At 71.8% G+C, this 18,452-nt stretch carries 16 protein-coding genes and 1 riboswitch; of the genes, 11 read left to right on the top strand and 5 right to left on the bottom strand.

Going from position 1 to position 18,452, the window contains the following annotated elements:
* Positions 1-109 precede the first annotated feature (109 nt).
* Entirely contained in the window at positions 110-1,252 is a 1,143-nt protein-coding gene (locus AB0959_RS22645) for an acyltransferase family protein (protein WP_366828263.1), read from the top strand.
* A gap of 80 nt (positions 1,253-1,332) precedes the next feature.
* Here the strand turns inward: AB0959_RS22645 and AB0959_RS22640 are convergent, their stop codons facing one another.
* Positions 1,333-1,851 carry a hypothetical protein gene (locus tag AB0959_RS22640; RefSeq protein ID WP_366828261.1) on the bottom strand — a complete coding sequence of 173 codons (519 nt, stop codon included), beginning with the start codon at positions 1,849-1,851 and terminating at the stop codon, positions 1,333-1,335.
* Positions 1,852-2,109: 258 nt separating this feature from the next.
* Here AB0959_RS22640 and AB0959_RS22635 point away from each other — a divergent pair, with 258 nt between their 5' ends.
* The 4 genes from AB0959_RS22635 to AB0959_RS22620 all read left to right on the top strand — a co-directional run bounded on the left by AB0959_RS22635 (position 2,110) and on the right by AB0959_RS22620 (position 9,582).
* Positions 2,110-3,453 carry a hemolysin family protein gene (locus AB0959_RS22635; RefSeq protein WP_366828259.1) on the top strand — a complete coding sequence of 448 codons (1,344 nt, stop codon included), beginning with the start codon at positions 2,110-2,112 and terminating at the stop codon, positions 3,451-3,453.
* Complete coding sequence (locus AB0959_RS22630) at positions 3,450-4,469, top strand: hemolysin family protein (protein ID WP_366828258.1); 1,020 nt, start codon at positions 3,450-3,452, stop codon at positions 4,467-4,469. The genes AB0959_RS22635 and AB0959_RS22630 overlap by 4 nt, the downstream gene beginning before the upstream one ends.
* A gap of 362 nt (positions 4,470-4,831) precedes the next feature.
* Positions 4,832-9,352 carry an HAD-IC family P-type ATPase gene (locus AB0959_RS22625; RefSeq protein ID WP_366828257.1) on the top strand — a complete coding sequence of 1,507 codons (4,521 nt, stop codon included), beginning with the start codon at positions 4,832-4,834 and terminating at the stop codon, positions 9,350-9,352.
* 98 nt (positions 9,353-9,450) lie between these two features.
* The gene (locus tag AB0959_RS22620) at positions 9,451-9,582 is read left to right on the top strand and encodes a hypothetical protein (protein ID WP_366828256.1); all 132 of its coding nucleotides are present in this window, start codon (positions 9,451-9,453) and stop codon (positions 9,580-9,582) included.
* Between the two features lie 137 nt (positions 9,583-9,719).
* Here the strand turns inward: AB0959_RS22620 and AB0959_RS22615 are convergent, their stop codons facing one another.
* A complete protein-coding gene (locus AB0959_RS22615; protein ID WP_366828255.1) occupies positions 9,720-9,977 on the bottom strand; it encodes a DUF1876 domain-containing protein in 258 nt (85 codons plus the stop codon).
* Positions 9,978-10,104: 127 nt separating this feature from the next.
* Positions 10,105-10,794: an NAD(P)-binding domain-containing protein gene (locus AB0959_RS22610; RefSeq protein ID WP_366828254.1), complete on the bottom strand. Its 690-nt coding sequence runs from the start codon at positions 10,792-10,794 to the stop codon at positions 10,105-10,107.
* A 229-nt stretch (positions 10,795-11,023) separates the two neighbouring features.
* Positions 11,024-11,195, top strand: a riboswitch (cyclic di-AMP (ydaO/yuaA leader).
* 11 nt (positions 11,196-11,206) lie between these two features.
* On the opposite strand from AB0959_RS22610, the gene AB0959_RS22605 reads away from it, so the two are divergent.
* A complete protein-coding gene (locus AB0959_RS22605; RefSeq protein WP_366828253.1) occupies positions 11,207-12,592 on the top strand; it encodes an NlpC/P60 family protein in 1,386 nt (461 codons plus the stop codon).
* A 47-nt stretch (positions 12,593-12,639) separates the two neighbouring features.
* Here the strand turns inward: AB0959_RS22605 and AB0959_RS22600 are convergent, their stop codons facing one another.
* Both AB0959_RS22600 and AB0959_RS22595 read right to left on the bottom strand, forming a co-directional pair.
* Positions 12,640-13,242: a YceI family protein gene (locus AB0959_RS22600; protein ID WP_366828252.1), complete on the bottom strand. Its 603-nt coding sequence runs from the start codon at positions 13,240-13,242 to the stop codon at positions 12,640-12,642.
* A 132-nt stretch (positions 13,243-13,374) separates the two neighbouring features.
* Positions 13,375-13,686, bottom strand: a complete 312-nt coding sequence (locus AB0959_RS22595) for a hypothetical protein (protein ID WP_366828251.1) — start codon at positions 13,684-13,686, stop codon at positions 13,375-13,377.
* Positions 13,687-13,938: 252 nt separating this feature from the next.
* Here AB0959_RS22595 and AB0959_RS22590 point away from each other — a divergent pair, with 252 nt between their 5' ends.
* The 5 genes from AB0959_RS22590 to AB0959_RS22570 all read left to right on the top strand — a co-directional run.
* Positions 13,939-15,024, top strand: a complete 1,086-nt coding sequence (locus AB0959_RS22590) for an S-(hydroxymethyl)mycothiol dehydrogenase (RefSeq protein WP_366828250.1) — start codon at positions 13,939-13,941, stop codon at positions 15,022-15,024.
* Positions 15,024-15,656, top strand: coding sequence for an MBL fold metallo-hydrolase (locus AB0959_RS22585; protein WP_366828249.1), 633 nt, complete (start codon positions 15,024-15,026; stop codon positions 15,654-15,656). Before AB0959_RS22590 ends, AB0959_RS22585 begins: the two co-directional genes overlap by 1 nt.
* Positions 15,657-16,008: 352 nt before the next feature.
* On the top strand, positions 16,009-16,371 hold the full coding sequence (locus tag AB0959_RS22580) for a bifunctional 3-phenylpropionate/cinnamic acid dioxygenase ferredoxin subunit (protein ID WP_366828247.1): 363 nt from the start codon (positions 16,009-16,011) through the stop codon (positions 16,369-16,371).
* Complete coding sequence (locus tag AB0959_RS22575) at positions 16,368-17,531, top strand: FAD-dependent oxidoreductase (RefSeq protein WP_366828246.1); 1,164 nt, start codon at positions 16,368-16,370, stop codon at positions 17,529-17,531. Before AB0959_RS22580 ends, AB0959_RS22575 begins: the two co-directional genes overlap by 4 nt.
* 130 nt (positions 17,532-17,661) lie before the next feature.
* A partial coding sequence (locus AB0959_RS22570) for an aromatic ring-hydroxylating dioxygenase subunit alpha (protein WP_366828245.1) occupies positions 17,662-18,452 on the top strand: 791 nt, incomplete at its 3' end.

The raw sequence follows: 18,452 nt of genomic DNA, 5'->3' as shown, positions 1-18,452 counted from the left end.
CTGTGACCAGTCCGTGTGGCTAGGGTGCTCAGGATGTTCAGCGCCGGTACACCGACCCCATTCAGGGGAAGACGCGAAATCGAGGTTATGGGTTCACTCGGGAGGGACTGTGAGTGACAGCGTGCGCTCGGTGAACCGGGCGTCCGACCGGTCGGCCGGGACACCGTCCCCGCACCCCCAGCCCCCAGCGGGAGAGGCTCGCGTCCCCGCGCAGGAGACGAGGGCGGCGGACAAGCGGCGGGACGCCTTCTTCGACAACGCCAAGTACCTGGCGATCGTCTTCGTCGCCATGGGGCACGCGTGGGAGCCGCTGCGCGGTGACAGCCGGGCCGCGGCAGCCCTGTACATCGCCGTCTACACCTTCCACATGCCGGCGTTCATCGTCATCTCGGGTTACTTCTCACGCAGCTTCGACGCGAGCCCGGTCCGGGTCCGGCGTCTGGTCACCGGCATCGCGGTCCCGTACGTGATCTTCGAGGTCGCGTACTCGCTGTTCAAGAAGTGGGCCGACGACGATCCCGGCCACCCGATCAGCCTGCTGGATCCGTGGTACCTGACGTGGTTCCTCGGCGCGCTGTTCATCTGGCGGCTGAGCACACCGCTGTGGAAGGCCGTCCGCTGGCCACTGCCGCTGGCCCTCGCGATAGCGGCCCTGGCCTCGGTCTCGCCCGACATCGGTGACGATCTCGATCTCCAGCGTGTCCTTCAGTTCCTGCCGTTCTTCGTGCTCGGGCTGTGCCTGAGGGCGGAGCACTTCCAGCTGGTGCGGCGCCGGGAGGTGCGCCTCCTGTCCGTCCCGGTCTTCGCCGGGGCGCTGGCGGTCGCGTACTGGGTGGCGCCGCAGATGAACGCGGCCTGGTTCTACCGCCGCGACAGCGCCCAGGAACTCGCCGCCCCCGGCTGGACCGGAGCCGTGATGACCCTGGCCCTGTTCGGCTGCTCGGTGGTCCTGGTGGCGTGCTTCTTCGCCTGGGTGCCCCGGCGCCGGATGTGGTTCACGGCGCTCGGGGCAGGCACGCTGTACGGCTACCTGCTGCACGGTTTCCTCGCCAAGGGATCCCGCTTCTGGGACTGGTACGACCACGACTGGATCCACCAGCCGCTGGGCGAGATCGCCGTCACCGTCGTCGCCGTCGCCGTGATCACCGTGCTGTGCACCCCGCCCGTGCAGCGCGTCTTCCGGTTCGCGATGGAACCCAGGATGGAGTGGGCCTTCAAACGGGACGCCAAGGACCTGGCACGCTCGCGGTGAGTTCGCCGGTCCGGGCGGCGTTCCGGGCGGTGTCCGGGAACGAACGCCGGGCCCGCCACGCTCGCCCCCAGGGGCGGCGCTCAGGAGCTTGCGAGGTGAGATGCGCCATCGGCCCTCTTGGGCCGGCCCAGGGAAACGGTGCCCCACAGGACGAGCGCCACCGCGAGGCCCACGGTCATCTGGACGGTGCTCGCCGGTCCGCCGGCGAGCCCGATGGCGCAGCCCGCCGCACCCACCGCGATGAGCAGGGCCCCGGTCAGATGGAACCGCGGCTGCCGGAAGAGCGAGGCCAGCGGCAGGAAGTGAACCCCGACGATGACGGAGACCAGGGCGGGAATCAGCTCCGGGACGCCGCTCCTTATCGCACCGATGCCGGCGAGCACGATGGCGAGCCACTGGGCGGCGTTGACCCAGGCGAAGCGACGGCGCACGGCCGGAGGAGGCCGCTCGGCGGGGGAGTGCCCCGGTCTGCGTCCCGTGCGCCACACCCATGCGGCCACGGCACATCCGACGAGAGCCACCACCGGCCACAGCGGCCCACCGACGGCGCTCGCACCCATCAGCCACCACACCAGGCCGAAGACGGTCAGAATGGCCATGCCGGTGCGTTCCACAACATCCCCCGTTGTTCCGTTGTTCTGCACAGCCCCCAGGCAGGAAGGCCGCGAAACGGCCGTGATCGCATGGGGAACCCGGACGTGCCGGGAACCCGGACACGGCCCGAATCGTTTCTCTGGCCCCAGAGCTATCAGAGGAGTACCAACCTTGTCCGCCAGATCGACGGACTCCCCGGGGCACCGTCCCCGACCACCCCACCAGGTCTTTCCTGAACGCGGCACGCAGCGGGGTGGCGTTCGATGAGTGCCGCGAGCGCCCTTCTCGGCCTGCTGGCCGTCCTCGTCCTGACCGCCGGGACCGGTTACTTCGTGGCCCAGGAGTTCGCGTACGTCTCCGCCGACCGGCTCGCCCTCGCCCGCGAGGCCGAGGCCGGCGACCGCAGGGCCGCCCGAGCCCTGACGGTGCTGGAACGGCTGTCGTTCATGCTGTCGGGCGCCCAGCTGGGCATCACCGTCACCGGCCTGGTCGTCGGCTTCATCGCCGAGCCGTCCGTCTCGGCACTCCTCGAGCCCGCTCTGAGCGGGCTCGGCGTCCCCGACGGCGCGGTCTCCGGCATCTCCGTCGTCCTGTCCTTCGTGCTGGCCACGGTCGTGCAGATGGTGCTGGGCGAACTCGCCCCGAAGAACCTGGCGATCGCGGTCCCCGAGCGGCTGGCGAAGTCGCTGGCCGCGTCCACCCTCGCCTATCTGAAGGTCGTCGGCCCGGTCGTCCACGTCTTCGACAACGTGGCCAACAAGCTGCTGCGCAAGGTCGGCATCGAGCCCGTCGAGGAACTCCACCACGGCGCCACCCTCGAAGAGCTCGGCCACCTGATCGGCGAGTCCCACGAGCACGGTCAACTGCCCAAGGACACCGCCGACCTGCTCGACCACGCCCTGGAGTTCTCCGACCGGATCCTGGACGAAGTGATGGTGCCGCGCGCGGACGCCGTCTTCGTCCGCAAGGAGGCCACCGCCGCCGAGGCGGTCGACCTCATCTCCAAGCACGGCCACTCCAACTACCCCGTCCTCGGCGACCACCCCGACGACATCACGGGCGTGCTCGGCGTGCGCGAACTGACGCACCTGCCCGCCGACCGCCTCGCCGCCACCACCGCGGGCGCACTCGCCCGACGTCCCCTGCTGCTGCCCGACACACTCCCCCTGCCCGACGCCGTCGACCGGATGCGGGAGCAGGACGACGAGTTCGCCGTCGTCCTGGACGAACACGGCGGCGTCGCGGGGATCGTCACCTACGAGGACATCGCCGAGGAACTGGTGGGCGACATCGCCGACGAGAGCGACATCGTCACCGAGATCGCCGTCGCCGACGGGGACGGCTGGCTGGTCGACGCCGGGCGCCGTCTGGACGAGGTGGCCGAGGCGACCGGCATCGAGCTGCCCGAGGACGACGACTACGACACGGTGGCCGGACTGGTCGTCGACCGCCTCGGCCGCTTCCCCGCCATCGGCGACCGGCTCACCGTCGAACTGCCCGGCACGGGGCGCGTGCTGATCGACGTACGCACCCTCGACCGGCACGTGCCCGAGCGGGTGCGCATCGAGCCGGTCGCCGCGGCCGAGCGTGAGGAGGGGCAGGCATGAGTTTCCCGATGGCGCTCTTCGTCACCCTGCTGCTCCTGATCGGCAGCGCCTTTTTCGTCGCCGCCGAGTTCGCCCTGGTGGCCGCCAAGCGGCACCGCATGGAGAAGGCCGCGGCCGACGGCCGGCGCGGTGCCAAGGCTGCCCTCGCCGGCATGCGCGAACTGTCGCTGATGCTGGCCGGCGCCCAGCTCGGCATCACCGTGTGCACCCTGGGCCTCGGCTCGGTGTCCAAGCCCGCGATCTCGCACGAACTCGACCCGCTGCTCCACGCGTTGGGCCTGCCCAGCGCGCTCAGCTACGTGGTGGCCTTCCTGTTCGCCATGGTCGTCGTGGTGTTCCTGCACATGGTCGTCGGCGAAATGGCGCCCAAGTCATGGGCCATCGCCCACCCCGAGCGGTCGGCCATGCTGCTCTCGCCGCCCTTCCGGGGTGTCGTGAGGACCGTACGGCCACTGATCGGGCTGCTCAACAGGATGAGCAACGCCCTGGTACGACTGTGCCGGGTCACCCCGCGCGACGAGCTGGCCTCGGTCCACAACCGCGAGCAACTCGCCCACCTCGTCGAGGAGTCCGAGCGGCTCGGCCTGATCAGCAAGGACGACTCCGAACTGATCACCAACTCGCTCACCGCACCGCAGACGCCGGTGCGCGACCTCCAGATCCCGGCCGCCGAGATCACCTCGGTGCCCGCGGAGGCCGATCTCGACAGCATCCTGGCCACCGCCGCACGGCACGACCGCAGCCGCCTGCTGGTGGCCGACGGGCCGCTGGTCGTCGGCTCGGTCCACGCCCGCGACGCCCTGATCGCCCGTGCCCGGGGCCGCACCGCCACCGCACGCGCACTCGCCCGCCCCGTGCCCGAGCTGAGCCCGCACGACACCGTCGGCCAGGCCATCGAACTGCTGCGCAGACGCCGCGCCACCCTGGCCGTCGTCCGCGACGACACCGGGCGCCTGACAGGCCTCGTCACCCTCGACGACCTGCTGGCCCGGCTGCTGCACCCGCAGGAGGCCTGAGCCGCGCCCGTGAGTACTTCGACGTCCGCCTCTCACCGGCCGAACTCCTCTGCAGCTCCGGCAACCTGACCCAGCTCGCCCGCCTCATCCGCGGGCGACTGGCGCAGGCGGTGCCCCGGAGCGGGACGGCGCAGGTGAGCCGGCCGACGGCGGGACTGACGCCGACACCCACGGCATAGGCGGGCGAGGTCTCCTTCCGCGCCGTGGACAGGACAGCGTCGGAGAGGTATGGCCATACTCGGATAAGACGCTTTTGCCCGGTTCGTCCGTGGCGGCGTCGCCGCGCACCACCGAAGACCCGTGGCGGAGGCCATGTGATCGGGGCACTGCTTTCCAGGACCGCGCGCACCGCCGGGGAGGCGGTGAGCGCAGTGCCCACGGCCTTGTCGGAGCTCGGACGGCTGCTGCCGCGTTCGAGGCGGACCTGGCAGGTACCCGGCGGGGTGCAGATCGTGGTCGACCACCTGGGGCGGCCCGGGACGACCCGGGCCGCCCGCGATCTGGAGACACGGCTGATGGGCGTGCCGGGGGTGGTCCGGGCCGAGGTGAACGGGACGCTCGGCTGCGTGTACGTCGGCTGCGATCCCGCCGAAACGGATCTGGAGCACGTCGTCGGCTTCGTCGCGGAGGCCGAGGCCGCCGTGGCCGCGGGCGATACGGCCGACGAGGAGGGGCGGGGCGGGGCCGGCGCGGGGACGGAAGCGGCCCGACGCGCCGTGGGCTTTCCCGGCGGTCCCGAAGGGCAGGCCGGCGCGGCGGCGCAGCTGGGAGCGAGCCTTGCCGCGGTAGGCGTGGCGGTGGTGGGCCGGGCCGCCAGGCTCCCTGGTCTGTCCCCGGTCGTGCCGGCGCTCATCCAGGTCACGGAGGCCACACCGCTGCTGCGCGGCGCGGCCGACCGGCGCATCGGCGACGCCGCCGCGGAGACCGGCTGGGCGATGGCGAATCTGCTCGCCACCACGCTGACGTTCCGGCCGCTCGGCCCCCTTGTGACCGCCTTCATGTCCCGTGTCCGGTACACGGAGGCCAGGGCCGGACGCCGGTCCTGGCAGGACTGGGCGCACCGGCTCGGCGAACGGGAGGGTACGTACCGCCACGACGCCGCGCCGGCCCTCGAGCGGCCGACTCCGCTGAGGCCGGGGCCCGCGGAGCGGTACGCCAACGTGGCCGTCCCCTCGGCGCTGACGAGCTACGGGCTCATGGCGGCCCTCTCACGCAGCCATGACCGCGCTCTGGCCATGCTGATCGGGGGGACGCCGAGGGGTCCCCGGCTCGGCCGCGAGGCCTTCGCCTGCGCGGTGGGGCAGGCCGCCTCCGGCCGCGGAGCGCTCGTCCTCCGGCCGGCGGCGCTGCGCCGCCTCGACCGCATCGACACGGTGGTCATCGACGCTCGCGTGCTGGCCACCGGCACCTGGACGGTCGGCACCGTGGTCCCTCTGGCGGTGGGCGACACGCCCTCCGGCCCGCACGGGACAGCGGACGTGGCTGCGTACTCGGATTTGGACGCGGATTTGGACGCGGGTTCGGACGTCGACGACATCCACGCCAGGATCCACGAGTTGATCGACGGTGCCGACCCTTCACAGCCACAGGAACGCGGGGGCTGGGCACTCCGCCCGCTCGCCGACGGACACGCGGCCGGGACGGAGTTGCCGGGGGAGACGGCCGCCCTGGTCGGGGCATGGGCCGAGCAGGGCGGCAGGGTCCTGCTCGTGCTCCACGACGGCGAACCCGTCGCCGTCGCGAACCTGGTCCCTCAGCTGCACCCCCTCGCCGACCACCTGGTGCGGGCGGCGCGCGGATGCGGCCGGGTCGTCCTCGCGGGCGGCCCGCCAGGACTGCACCGCCGGTTCGAGCTGGACGAGGCCGTTCCCGTCGGCGGAACACGCACGTCCGCACTGGTCCGCTCCCTCCAGGAGGAAGGCCACGGGGTCGCCGTCGTCGCCTCCAGGACCAGCCTCGCCCTCGTCCGCGCCGACCTGGGCATCGGGGTGACCACGGGGTTGCGCCGAGTGCCCTGGGACGCGGACGTCGCCGGTCCGCCCGAAGTGGCGCACCTGCTGCTGACGGCCGCCCCGCAGGCCCTGCGGCTGAGCAGGCAGTGCGTTCGCGTGGAGGCGGCCGGAGCCCTCGTGGGTACCGCACTGGCTCTTGCCGTCCCGCTGCCCCGGGCCTGGGCGCGCGCCCGTCTGGTGACCGACGGGATGACCATCGCCGCGATGGGGATGGGCACTTGGGAAGGGTGGACGGTGCGCAGCCGCCCGGCCCCCGTGGCCGTGGAGCGGACGCCCTGGCACGCCATGACGGTGCGTCAGGTCATGGGCAGGCTCGGGACGTCGTCCAGGGGACTCGAGGAGGCCGAAGCCGCACGGCGCCACCAGTTCGACGGATTCGAACGACGGACCGCTCCCGTCACCCTGATCGGCAGGGTGATGGAGGAACTGGCCAACCCGCTCACCCCGATCCTGGCGGTCGGCGGCGGTATCTCGGCGGCGCTCGGCTCCGTACTGGACGCGGTGCTCATCGGCGGCGTACTCGGGGTCGACGCGCTCGTCGGAGGGGCTCAGCGGCTCGGTGCCGACCGTGCGGCGGAGCGGCTCGTGTCAGCGACCTCCGCCCGAGTACGGCTGCGCAGGGCGGACCGGCCCAGAACCAAGGAAGCGGCCGCCGACCGCCTGGTGCGCGGCGACATGATCGAGTTGCGGGCCGGCGACGCGGTCCCGGCCGACTGCCGCGTCGTGGAGGCCACGGGTCTGGAGGTCGACGAGTCGAGCCTCACCGGCGAGTCGCAACTCGTCGTGAAGGCACCCGCGCCGACGGCCGCGCGGGCGGTCGCGGACCGCCGCTCCATGCTGTACCAGGGCACGACGGTGGCGGCGGGCAACGCGCTCGCCGTGGTCGTCGCCACCGGAGCCGCCACCGAGGCCGGCAGCGCCGCGGAGGCGGCCCCGTCGGACGGCCTTCCGGACAGCGGGGTGGAACGGCGCCTGAACGCGCTCGGCCGATGGTTCCTGCCCCTGTCCATCGCGTCCGGCGTCGTCCTGTTCGTCGTCGGCCTGGTCCGCCGGCAGCCCCTGGGCGCCGCCCTGGGGGCCGCGGTCAGCCTCTGTGTCGCCGCCGTGCCCGAAGGGCTGCCCTTCATCGCCACGGTCGCCGAACTCGCCGCCGCCCGGCGGCTGTCCACCCGCAACACGCTCGTGCGCAGCGCCTCGACCATCGAGGCGCTCGGCCGCACCGACGTGCTGTGCTTCGACAAGACCGGCACCCTCACCGAGGGAAGGATCAGCCTCCAGCAGGTCTCCGACGGCGGTGAACGGCGTCCGCTCGACGCCCTCACTCCACGGCTGCGCCGGGTCGTGGCGGCGGCGGCCCTCGCGGCTCCGGAGGGCCCGGCCTCGGCGCTCACCCACCCCACGGACCGTGCCATCGCGAACGGGGCCGAGCAGGCCGCCGCCACTTCGGACCTGGTGGCGCCGGACGGCTGGCAGCGGCTGGCGGAACTGCCGTTCGAGCCCGCGCGCGGCTACCACGCGGTGCTGGGTTGGATCGGTTCGGGCGAGACCCCGGCCGAGCGGGACCGCGAGCCGGGCAGGGCGCTGCTCGTCGTCAAGGGCGCGCCGGAGGTCGTCCTGGCCCGCTGCGACCGAGTCCGGCAGAACGACACCGACACGCCCTTCGACGCGGAACTGCGCGAAGAGATCGACCGGGAGATCGACCGGCACGCCCGGCAGGCCCTGCGCGTGCTGGTGGTCGCCGAACGCACCCGCCCGGCTCCCGGCCCGGAGGCTCCCGCGTCCCTCGACGACGCGGACGTCGGCGGCCTGTGCCTGCTGGGCCTGCTGGGACTCGCGGATCCCGTACGGCCCACCGCCGCCGAAAGCGTCGGCCGGCTGGCGTCGGCCGGCGTACGGATCGTCATGCTCACCGGAGACCACCCCAGCACCGCCGCCGCGATCGCCCGGGAACTGCGGCCCGACGAGGAACCGCGGATGATGACCGGCCCGGAACTGGACGCCCTGGACGACGCCGAGCTCGCCAGGACGCTGCCCGGGATCTCGGTCTTCGCCAGAGTCACTCCCGCGCACAAGGTACGGATCGTCACGGTGCTGCGCGCGGCCGGGCGCGTCGTCGCCGTCACCGGCGACGGCGCCAACGACGCCCCGGCCATCAGGATCTCCGACGTCGGCATCGCCATCGGCTCCCGGGCCACCCCCGCGGCGCGTACCGCCGCCGACGTCGTGGTCACCGATGACCGCATCGAGACCATCGTCGACGCCATCGTGGAGGGCCGGGCCATGTGGGCCTCCGTCCGCAAGGCGCTCGGCATCCTTCTCGGCGGCAACCTGGGGGAGATCACATTCGTGCTGGCGACCACGGTGTTCACCGGGAGCAGCGCGCTGAACGCTCGTCAGCTGCTCCTCGTCAACGTCCTCACCGACATGCTCCCGGCCATGGCCATCGCCGCCCGGCCCCCGGCGGGCAGCGCCGAGAAGCTGCTCGCGGAAGGTCCCGAGGCCTCACTGGGCGCGGCCCTCACCCGGCACCTCCGCCTGCGCGCCACCATCACCACCGCCGCGGCGGGCAGCGCGTGGATCGTCGCCCGGATGACGGGCACACGGGCGCGGGCCGGCACGGTCGCCCTGGTCGCCCTCGTGGCCTCCCAGCTCCTGCAGACGCTCACGGACGCGGGCCGCGATCCCCTCGTCGCCCTCGCCGCGGTGGGGTCGCTCGTGGCACTCGTCCTCGTGGTGTCCGTCCCCGGCCTCAGCCACTTCTTCGGCAGCCGGCCCCTCGGTCCGGCGGGATGGACCATCGGTCTGACGGCGGCAGCGGGATCCGTCCTGCTGCCGGCCGCGCTGGAAGCCGTCACCCCCCGACGTCACTGACAGTTAACCCTGTCGCCACCAGAACAGCGGCCGCACGAAGCACCGGGCCCGCACAAAGGAGCGGTACGGACCTGCACGCACAAGAAAGGCCGCCCGCTGTGTCGCACCTGCTCGCCCCGCTCCTCACCAAGGTGGCGGTCGCCGTGATCGAGGCGATCGTCATGCGTCTGCTCATCCAGCTCTGGAAGACCTACGTGGCCGGCCGGCGCCCGGCAGCGGCCGCTGCCTGAGCGCTGGACGCGGCGCTCCGCTCATGGCCCCCCGCCAGGCCCCGCCGACCAATGTGCCCAGCAGGCCGGTGCGGCGTCCGCTCGGCACAATCACCCGCGGCCCGTGGGGTGAGAGCCCCCGGTGGGAGGGGGTGCCGTCACTGTTCGACGGGCCCGGTCAGCTGGACGATGTCGTCGGAGGCGACGTCGTGCAGCCGGATCGCCAGATCCTCCAGTGCGCGGCTGGCGGCGAGCTCGTCACCGATCTCCGGGACGGGCCGGTCGACCGGGTTGCGCCTGGCCGCGCCCCGTCCCGTGACCGTGGAGGTGTCCGGGGTCGTCAGCACGGCGCGTGCCTGGGTGTCGTCGCCGTCCTCGGTGATGTGGATCTGGACGGTCCACTGCTTGTCTTCCATCCTGATCACTCCTGGTTGATCTGCCTCTGAGTCTGTGTGTCTCTGCCTGTGTCTCCTTCCCCGTCTCCTCAGCCTGCGCCTGCTCTCGCGCCCGGTCCAGTCGATCGAGTGTTCGGTTCGGTGGTGGTCAGCGGGCGCCCTGGATGTGGAAGTTGAAGTCGGCGTGGCCCAGGGTCCCGTACAGACGCAGCCAGAGAGGCAGGAGCATCTCGGCGCCCCGGGCGGTCTCGATGCCGCCGAGGTCGATGATGTCGCCCTCGGGCCAGCCGAAGGAGATCAGCAACTCGGTGACCTGCCTCTTGGCTCCCGTGTCGTCGCCGGAGACGAAGACGTTGTGCGCTCCCGCGACCCGGCCGGGCTCGACCATGACGAGGCAGTTCACGGTGTTGAGGGTCTTGACGACCCGGGCACCGGGGAAGGCGCGCTGGATCCGCTCTCCGAGGCTGTCGGTGTTGACCGGGTTCAGCGTGGGCGGCATGCCCTGGGAGAAGTCGAGCGCGTTCGTGATGTCGATGAGTACCTTGCCCGCCAGGGCGTCGCCGCCCGCCGCGTCGAGTGCGTCGAGCGTGGCGGCGCCCGCGGTCGTGTTGACCACCGTCTCGCCGAAGTCGGCGGCTTCGGCGAAGGTCCGCAGCGGCACGTCGGAGTGGGCCGAGTGCCAGGTGGCGAACGGCTCGTTGCCCATGGCGTCCGGCTCGGTGCGGGCGAGGGTGGTGGCGGGGTCGCGGGTGCCGATGGTGACCTCGTGACCCAGGGAGGTCAGCTTGGCGGTGATCGTGCGGCCGACGATGCCGGTGCCGAGGACGGCGTAACGCATGGGGGCAGGTCCTTTCCGTGGTGGGCCCGTGGCGGGACCGTGGTCGTACCGGTCGTGTGGTCCAGGCAAGCAGGCCGCCCAGGTCAAGTGCGGGAGCGGCCCGGAGTGTTGGGGTGAACGTCACACTGACGGAACGGGCATTTCGCGCTCCGATCTTCACACAAGGAACACAAGTTGGCTAAGTTAATGGGTAGGCCACACGACTCCGTCCGGCGAACCTCGTCGGGTCGCGTGGCCTCCGCCGAATCCGGTGCACCGTCGCGGAAGCCGGAACCGGGGACCCAACCGACATTGGGGTGAATCGGTCGACTGCCCACCGGGTGGTGACCGTAGGGCACACCTTCCGGAGACATCCGCCCGAACCCGACAGCTAACTCGGTAGGCGGTGGATGGAAGGAGTGAGTACGTCCCCATGGCGCAAGAGCCGAGCCGCGCAGAAGTCCAGCAGAGGATCCACAACCTCTACGACCGGGCCGAGACCGACACCGGGAACTTCAACGCGACGCGTGCGATGGCCTCGGGGCGGCGTACGCGTGTCGCGCCCGTGCCCGGCGCCGGGCGCGGGCGCATGGATCCCGCCCTCGACGACATCGTGAAGCCCTGGTTCGACGTGGCCCGCGCGAAGCTGGGCCCGACGGTCCCCGCCGTGCTGCCACCGGAACTCAGGCCGGACCGCCTGCCCGAGGCCCGGCCCTCGCTCCCGGCCATGCGCCCCGACGACGTGCGCCCCGACCGTGCGCGGGAACCTGGAGGCCGGGGCCTTCCGGAGCTGACGGCGGGACCTGCCGCGGAGACGGCCCCGGGACCAGTGGCGGAGCTGCCCGCCGCACCACTGGCGGAGCTGCCCGCCGGACCTGCGACCGAGTTGACCGCCGTTCCCGCGGCGGGACTCACCGCGGGACCCCTGGCCGGTCTGCCGGCCGCGCCGGAGACCGGGCGGAAGGCCTCGGCGGCCCGGCCGGCGTCCGCCGATGAGACCCGGCAGTCCTCGCTGAGGGCAGCCAAGGACAAGAACCGGAGGAAGCTCGCCGCGGCCCGGGAGTTGCTCTCCGGACACGTCGCGCAGTGGAGTACGCCGTGGGCGTCGATCGAGTTGCCGCCGGCCGATGACGCCTGGCACGCGACGGCGCAACAGGCTCGCCACGTGGCCGAGGTCGAGGCCGACTGGCAGGGACAGGGCCCGTCCGGCTTCGGCGCCGTCATGTCCACCGGTACGGTCATGTCTCCCGGCGCCGCCATGTCCACCAGTACGGTCATGTCTCCCGGGACGACCACGTCTGCCGGTACGGTCATGTCTCCCGGCACGGACTGGCCCGCGGGGACGGACCCGTCCCTCGGCGCGGGTCTTGCCGTCGGCGCCCTTGGCGACCTCGGTACCTCTGGCGCGCTCCGCACCGTTGGAACCTCCGGCGCTGTCGGCGCACCGGTCACCGGGGCCGGCGGGAAGGCCATGGCGGCAGTCGAATTCGCCCGCGCGCAGATCGGCAAGCCATGCGTCTGGGGCGCGACCGGACCGGGGTCGTACGACTGTTCCAGCCTCACCCGGGCCGCCTGGAAGACCGCCGGGGTGACGCTCCCGCGTACCGCCCAGGACCAGGCGTACGCCGGCAGTGCGATCGCCCTGTCGGACGTTCAGCCCGGCGACCTGGTGTTCTTCACCGACAACGCCGGCCACGTCGGCATCTGCGTCGGCAACGGCATGATGGTCCACGCACCGAGTCAGGGACCCCACGTGCGCGAGGACCCGATCCTCTACGCGGGGGAGTCGGCGATCCACAGCGTGGTGCGGCCCGTGTGACGAAGCGCGGGGCTCGGGTGGGCCGCCGTGACGTGCGCCCGCGGTGCCTACCCGAGCCCTTCCGCTGCTTCGAGCCCGCCCGCCGGTTCGAGCCCGACCGCCTCGAACTCCATCCGGACGTCGTCGGCCAGCCGCAACGCGCCGAGGAACGCGGTGTAGGGCTTGATACCCCAGGTCGACTGCGTGACGGTCGCCCAGCATCGCAGGAGCCCGTCGTCACTGCCGTTCCCGTGCGCCGTCCCGTGCACCGTCACAGGGCGGGTCCGTCCTTTGACGGTGAGGTCCCCGGTGATCTCGAAGGACTGCGGCGTTCCGGTGACGCGGGTGGAGCGGAAGGTGATCGTGGGGTGTCCCGCGGTGTGCAGCAGGGCCGCGCCGGCAAGCGTCCGTTTGATCTCGGCCCGGTCGGCATCGGTGAGTGCCTTGAGCCCGCCCGTTCCCTCCAGGATCTCCAGCGATCCCGTTTCGACCGTCACGTTCACCGACGACCTGTCCGGTTCGCCGACGGCCACCACCGCTTCGCCGGACCATCGGGTGGCCTCGATGGTGAGGTCGTGTCCTGCCCTGCGGCCCAGCCCGGCGCGCCCGGTCCTGATCAAGAGGCGGCCGGCCGGAGGCCCGAGGCGGTATGTTCCGTCGATCAGCGTCACAGCGCCCGAGGGTAGGTGACGGGCGCGTCCGGGCCGTCGAGCCGCGCGGTCGGCGTGTCACCCGGCGACGGGCCGGATGAGCGGCACCTGACCGGCTTGCGCCTCCGGCTGGCGTGTGAGGGACGGACACGGCTAGTGCTGGGGAACCCCGAGTTCGCGGCCGCGGTAGAAGCCTTCCCGCTCCTCGACGACGTACGGTGCCATGGCCGCACGCCGCCGCGTCTCCGGCTCGGAGGCCCGCCAGGAGTCGCACGCCTCCTTGGAGTCCCAGAACGACACGCCGGTGATCTCCTGTCCGTCCTCGGACCAGTACGCGTAGGCGTGGCGCAGCCCCCGCGGATAGGGGTCCGGGCGCCACGCCCGCCCGAACTCCTTCAGGGCGCCCGGCTGAACGCGGCGTGTCGTGACCCAGACGAAGTGCTCCTCCACCGCGTGCTCCTCCACCGCAGCCTCCTCCGCGACGCCGGCTCGGCTTGTCGGTCCGTCTCAGACCACCGTAGGTCCAAAGCACCGCTTTCGCCTGCGCGGCGATCGAAGGCGGCGCTGTCCGGCGGGGCGCGGGCCTCCGCGGTGTGGTGGGTGTCAAAACCTTGACCACGGGTCGGCATCTCCCCGATGCTGCTCGTTGCGGCTCATGAGATGTGTGCCGTAATGAGCAACATCAGTATCAGGTCTCGCAGCAGCCGAGGAGTGACCATGACGCACCAGGTCCGTGCCGTTGTCGCGCGGGGTAAGGGCGCCCCCGTCAGTCTGGAAACGATCAACGTGCCCGACCCGGGGCCGGGAGAGGCGTTGGTGAAGGTCGAGGCCTGCGGGGTCTGTCACACCGATCTGCACTATCGCGAGGGCGGCATCAACGACGGCTTCCCCTTCCTGCTGGGCCACGAGGCCGCCGGTGTCGTGGAGGCGGTGGGAGAAGGGGTCACCGACGTTGCCCCGGGAGACTTCGTCATCCTGAACTGGCGCGCGGTGTGCGGCCAGTGCCGGGCCTGTAGGCGCGGGCGGCCGTGGTACTGCTTCAACACGCACAACGCCAAGCAGAAGATGACGCTGGCCGACGGCACGGAGCTCTCCCCGGCGCTGGGCATCGGCGCGTTCGCGGAGAAGACCCTGGTCGCGGCGGGGCAGTGCACGAAGGTCGACCGGGCCGCCTCGGCGGCCGCCGCCGGTCTGCTGGGCTGCGGCGTGATGGCCGGTATCGGCGCGGCCATCAACACCGGCAGCGTCGGACGCGGTGACAGCGTGGCGGTCATCGGCTGCGGCGGCGTCGGTGCCGCGGCGGTCGTCGGGTCCGAGCTGGCGGGCGCGGCGAAGATCATCGCGGTCGACATCGACGACCACAAGCTGGACACCGCCAGGAAGCTGGGCGCGACCCACACCGTCAACTCCAGGAACGCCGACCCGGTCGAGGCGATCCGTGACCTGACCGGCGGCTTCGGCGCCGACGTGGTCATCGAGGCGGTGGGCCGCCCGGAGACGTACAAGCAGGCGTTCTACGCCCGAGACCTGGCGGGCACGGTCGTCCTCGTCGGTGTGCCGACCCCGGAGATGAAACTGGAGCTGCCGCTGCTGGACGTCTTCGGCCGCGGTGGCGCGCTGAAGTCCTCCTGGTACGGCGACTGCCTGCCGAGCCGGGACTTCCCCATGCTCATCGACCTCTACCTGCAGGGCCGTCTGAACCTGGACGCCTTCGTCACGGAGACCATCGCGCTGGACGAGGTCGAGAAGGCCTTCGAGCGCATGCACCACGGCGACGTACTGCGCTCGGTGGTGGTCCTCTGATGGGCGTCGCCCGCATCGAGCATCTCGTCACGTCGGGGACGTTCTCGCTGGACGGCGGCACCTGGGACGTCGACAACAACGTGTGGATCGTCGGCGACGACACCGAGGCGGTCGTCATCGACGCCGCACACGACGCCGAGGCGATCGCCGACGCCCTCGGCTCGCGCACCCTGCGGGCCATCGTGTGCACCCACGCCCACAACGACCACATCGACGCCGCACCCGCACTCGCCGCGCGAACCGGTGCCCCGATCCTCCTCCACGGCGACGACATGCCGCTGTGGAAGCAGACCCACCCCGACCGGGCACCCGACGGTGACCTTGCCGACGGCCAGGTCCTCACGGTGGCCGGCATCGAGCTGACCGTCCTCCACACTCCCGGCCACGCCCCTGGCGCGGTCTGCCTGTACGCGCCGGAACTGACGGCCCTCTTCAGCGGTGACACGCTCTTCGCGGGCGGCCCGGGGGCGACGGGAAGGTCGTACAGCGATTTCCCGACCATCGTCGATTCCATCCGGGACCGACTGCTGACGCTGCCGGGCGAGACCGTCGTGCACACCGGTCACGGGGACACGACCACCGTCGCCGCCGAGGCGCCGCACCTTCAGGAGTGGATCGACCGCGGGTTCTGACCGCGGGCGGCGGCCCCGCGGGCGGCGCCCTCGCGCGCTGTGCGGGGCCACCGGCCGTCGAACGCCGCGCGCCCGTTTCTCCGGTCCTGCGGGCGGTGAGGCGGGCATGCGTTCACGTGCCCGGCGCTGAGCGGGCCTCGACGGCTCGATTCCCCCGTTGGGCAGGCCGAATGCGCTGATTCCGGGTTCGATCACACCTGTGTGACGTTGCGCATCATGCTGACAGTTTCATAGTGAGCAACTCCGGCTGATGGGTTTCCTCGTCTTCTGAATGCCTTGACAAGGGTTCGGGGCGACCTCAGACTGATGTTGCGCTCACCGCAATCCGTTTCGTTATACGCACCGAGGTGTCATGATGATTCCCGCGTGCCGTCTCGCGGACCTCCCGCGAGGAGAGGCCTTCCGGCTCGACATCGACCCGCCGGTCTCGGTGTTCCACACCGACGACGGCGAGCTCTTCGCCATTGACGACACCTGCACCCACCAGGACGCCTCGCTCGCCGACGGCTGGCTGGAGGGCTGCGAGGTGGAATGCCCCCTGCACGCCTCCAAGTTCAACCTCAAGACCGGTGCGGTCGACGCCCCGCCGGCCAAGCTCCCCGTGCGGACCCACGAGGTCGTCGTCGAGGACGGCATGGTCTACGTCCGGGTGTCCACGGCGGCTCCGAACCTGCCGCCCTGCGTCGCGGCGCGGCTCGCCGGAGCCCTCGCGTGAGGACCGTGGCCGTGGTGGGCGCCTCGCTGGCCGGGCTGTCGGCGGCGCGCTCACTGCGGAAACAGGGCTACGACGGGCGGCTGGTCGTCATCGGCGACGAGCTCCACCGCCCGTACGACAGGCCCCCGCTCTCCAAGGAGTTCCTGTCCGGCACCATCGGCGAGGCGGAGCTCGCTCTGGAGGCGGACGACGAGGACCTCCAGGCGGAGTGGCTGCTCGGCGTCCGCGCCACGGGACTCGACCACGCGGACCGTGCCGTCCGGCTCGCAGACGGCCGTGAGGTCCGCGCCGACGGCTTCGTCATCGCGACGGGCGCCGCCGCGCGCACCCTGCCCGGCTCGGAAGGCCTGGCCGGCGTGCACGTCCTGCGCACCCTGGACGACGCCCTCGCCCTCCGGGGCGAACTGGCCCGCGGCGGGCGGCTGGTGGTGATCGGCGGTGGATTCGTCGGCGCCGAGGTCGCCTCCACCGCGTACACCCTCGGGCTCGACGTGACGGTGGTCGAGGTGGCTCCCACGCCGCTTGCCGGACCGCTCGGCGAGACCATGGGCTCCATCGTCTCCGCCCTCCACGCGGACCACGGCGTACGGCTGAAGTGCGGTGTGGGCGTCAAGGGGCTGAGCGGAGAGCGCCGGGTGGACGCCGTCCTGCTCGAGGACGGCAGCAGCATCCCGGCCGACATCGTCGTGGTCGGTGTGGGCGCGCGGCCGTGCGTCGACTGGCTGGAGGGATCCGGCATCGAGCTCGACAACGGCGTCAAGTGCGGCGCGGACGGCCGCACCAGCCTGGCCGGCGTGGTCGCGGTCGGTGACTGCGCCAACTGGTACGACCCCCGCGCGGGCGCCCACCGCCGCGTCGAGCACTGGACCGGTGCACGCGAGCGCCCCGATGCTGCCATCACGACGCTGCTCTCCCACGGCGCGGCGGAACCGGGTGTGCCCCGGCCGCCGTACTTCTGGTCTGACCAGTACGGGGTGAAGATCCAGTTCGCGGGGTACGCGGCGGGCGCCGACAGCGTGACGGTCGAGGAAGGCACTCCGGACGACCGCAACGTCCTGGCCGTCTACCGGCGTGCGGGCCATCCGGTCGCCGTGCTCGGGATGAACCAGCCGCGGCTGTTCACCCGCTGGCGCAAGCAGCTCGCCGTCGCGACCTCTTGACGCCACCCAAGAGGCATCTCATGCTGCGGTTGCACGTAACGCGCAGCGTTGCTCCATACACAACGCCGTCCGGAGTCGCTGTTCCCGGCGCGTGAATGACCCCTCCACGACGTTTCCCGAGGAGTGCACCGTGACCTCGACCAGCCTGCCGGACAGCCTGATCGCCACTCTCCCCGGCACCGCCTACACGGATCCCGCGATCTTCGCCCAGGAGCAGGAGCGCATATTCGAGACCATGTGGTTCTGTGCCGCGCGCTCGTCCGACCTGGCGAAGCCCGGCGCCTTCCGGACCGTCGACGTGGGCCGTGAAAGCATCCTGATCACCCGCGCCCGGGACAATTCCGTCCGCGCCTACTTCAACGTCTGCCGGCACCGCGGAGCCAGGATCTGCACGGAGGAGAGCGGCGAGGTCAAGCGGGCCTTCCAGTGCCCCTACCACGCCTGGACGTACGACCTGACGGGCAAGCTCGTCGCGGCGCCCAACCTCACCAAGATGCCCGACATCGGCCGCACCGAGTACGGCCTGGTGAACGTGGCCACCCGAGAATGGCTCGGCTATGTCTGGGTCTGCCTCGCGGAGAACCCGCCCTCCTTCGACGAGGTCGTCGTCGGCGATGTCGTCAGCCGCCTCGGGGACGTCGAATCGATCGAGCACTACGACATCGAGAACCTCTCGGTCGGCAAGCGGATCGTGTACGACGTCAAGGCGAACTGGAAGCTCATCATCGAGAACTTCATGGAGTGCTACCACTGCGCCACGATCCACCCCGAACTCACCGAGGTGCTCCCCGAGTTCGCCGACGGCTACGCGGCCCAGTACTACGTCGGCCACGGCGCCGAGTTCGGTGAGGAGGTGCAGGGGTTCACCGTCGACGGCTCCGAGGGGCTGGACCGCATACCGGGCGTCGCCGAGGACCAGGA

Source organism: Streptomyces sp. NPDC046862 (genome assembly GCF_040704615.1).
Taxonomy (GTDB): Bacteria; Actinomycetota; Actinomycetes; order Streptomycetales; family Streptomycetaceae; genus Streptomyces.
This window is presented reverse-complemented; position numbering and strand designations above follow the sequence as displayed.

Excerpts from the sequence above, each read along its gene's own strand:
- AB0959_RS22610 (WP_366828254.1), bottom strand. The coding sequence starts at position 10,794 with ATGCGTTACGCCGTCCTCGGCACCGGCATCGTCGGCCGCACGATCACC.
- AB0959_RS22580 (WP_366828247.1), top strand. The coding sequence starts at position 16,009 with ATGATGATTCCCGCGTGCCGTCTCGCGGACCTCCCGCGAGGAGAGGCC.
- AB0959_RS22630 (WP_366828258.1), top strand. The coding sequence starts at position 3,450 with ATGAGTTTCCCGATGGCGCTCTTCGTCACCCTGCTGCTCCTGATCGGC.
- AB0959_RS22585 (WP_366828249.1), top strand. The coding sequence starts at position 15,024 with ATGGGCGTCGCCCGCATCGAGCATCTCGTCACGTCGGGGACGTTCTCG.
- AB0959_RS22590 (WP_366828250.1), top strand. The coding sequence starts at position 13,939 with ATGACGCACCAGGTCCGTGCCGTTGTCGCGCGGGGTAAGGGCGCCCCC.
- AB0959_RS22640 (WP_366828261.1), bottom strand. The coding sequence starts at position 1,851 with ATGGCCATTCTGACCGTCTTCGGCCTGGTGTGGTGGCTGATGGGTGCG.
- AB0959_RS22605 (WP_366828253.1), top strand. The coding sequence starts at position 11,207 with ATGGCGCAAGAGCCGAGCCGCGCAGAAGTCCAGCAGAGGATCCACAAC.
- AB0959_RS22635 (WP_366828259.1), top strand. The coding sequence starts at position 2,110 with ATGAGTGCCGCGAGCGCCCTTCTCGGCCTGCTGGCCGTCCTCGTCCTG.
- AB0959_RS22615 (WP_366828255.1), bottom strand. The coding sequence starts at position 9,977 with ATGGAAGACAAGCAGTGGACCGTCCAGATCCACATCACCGAGGACGGC.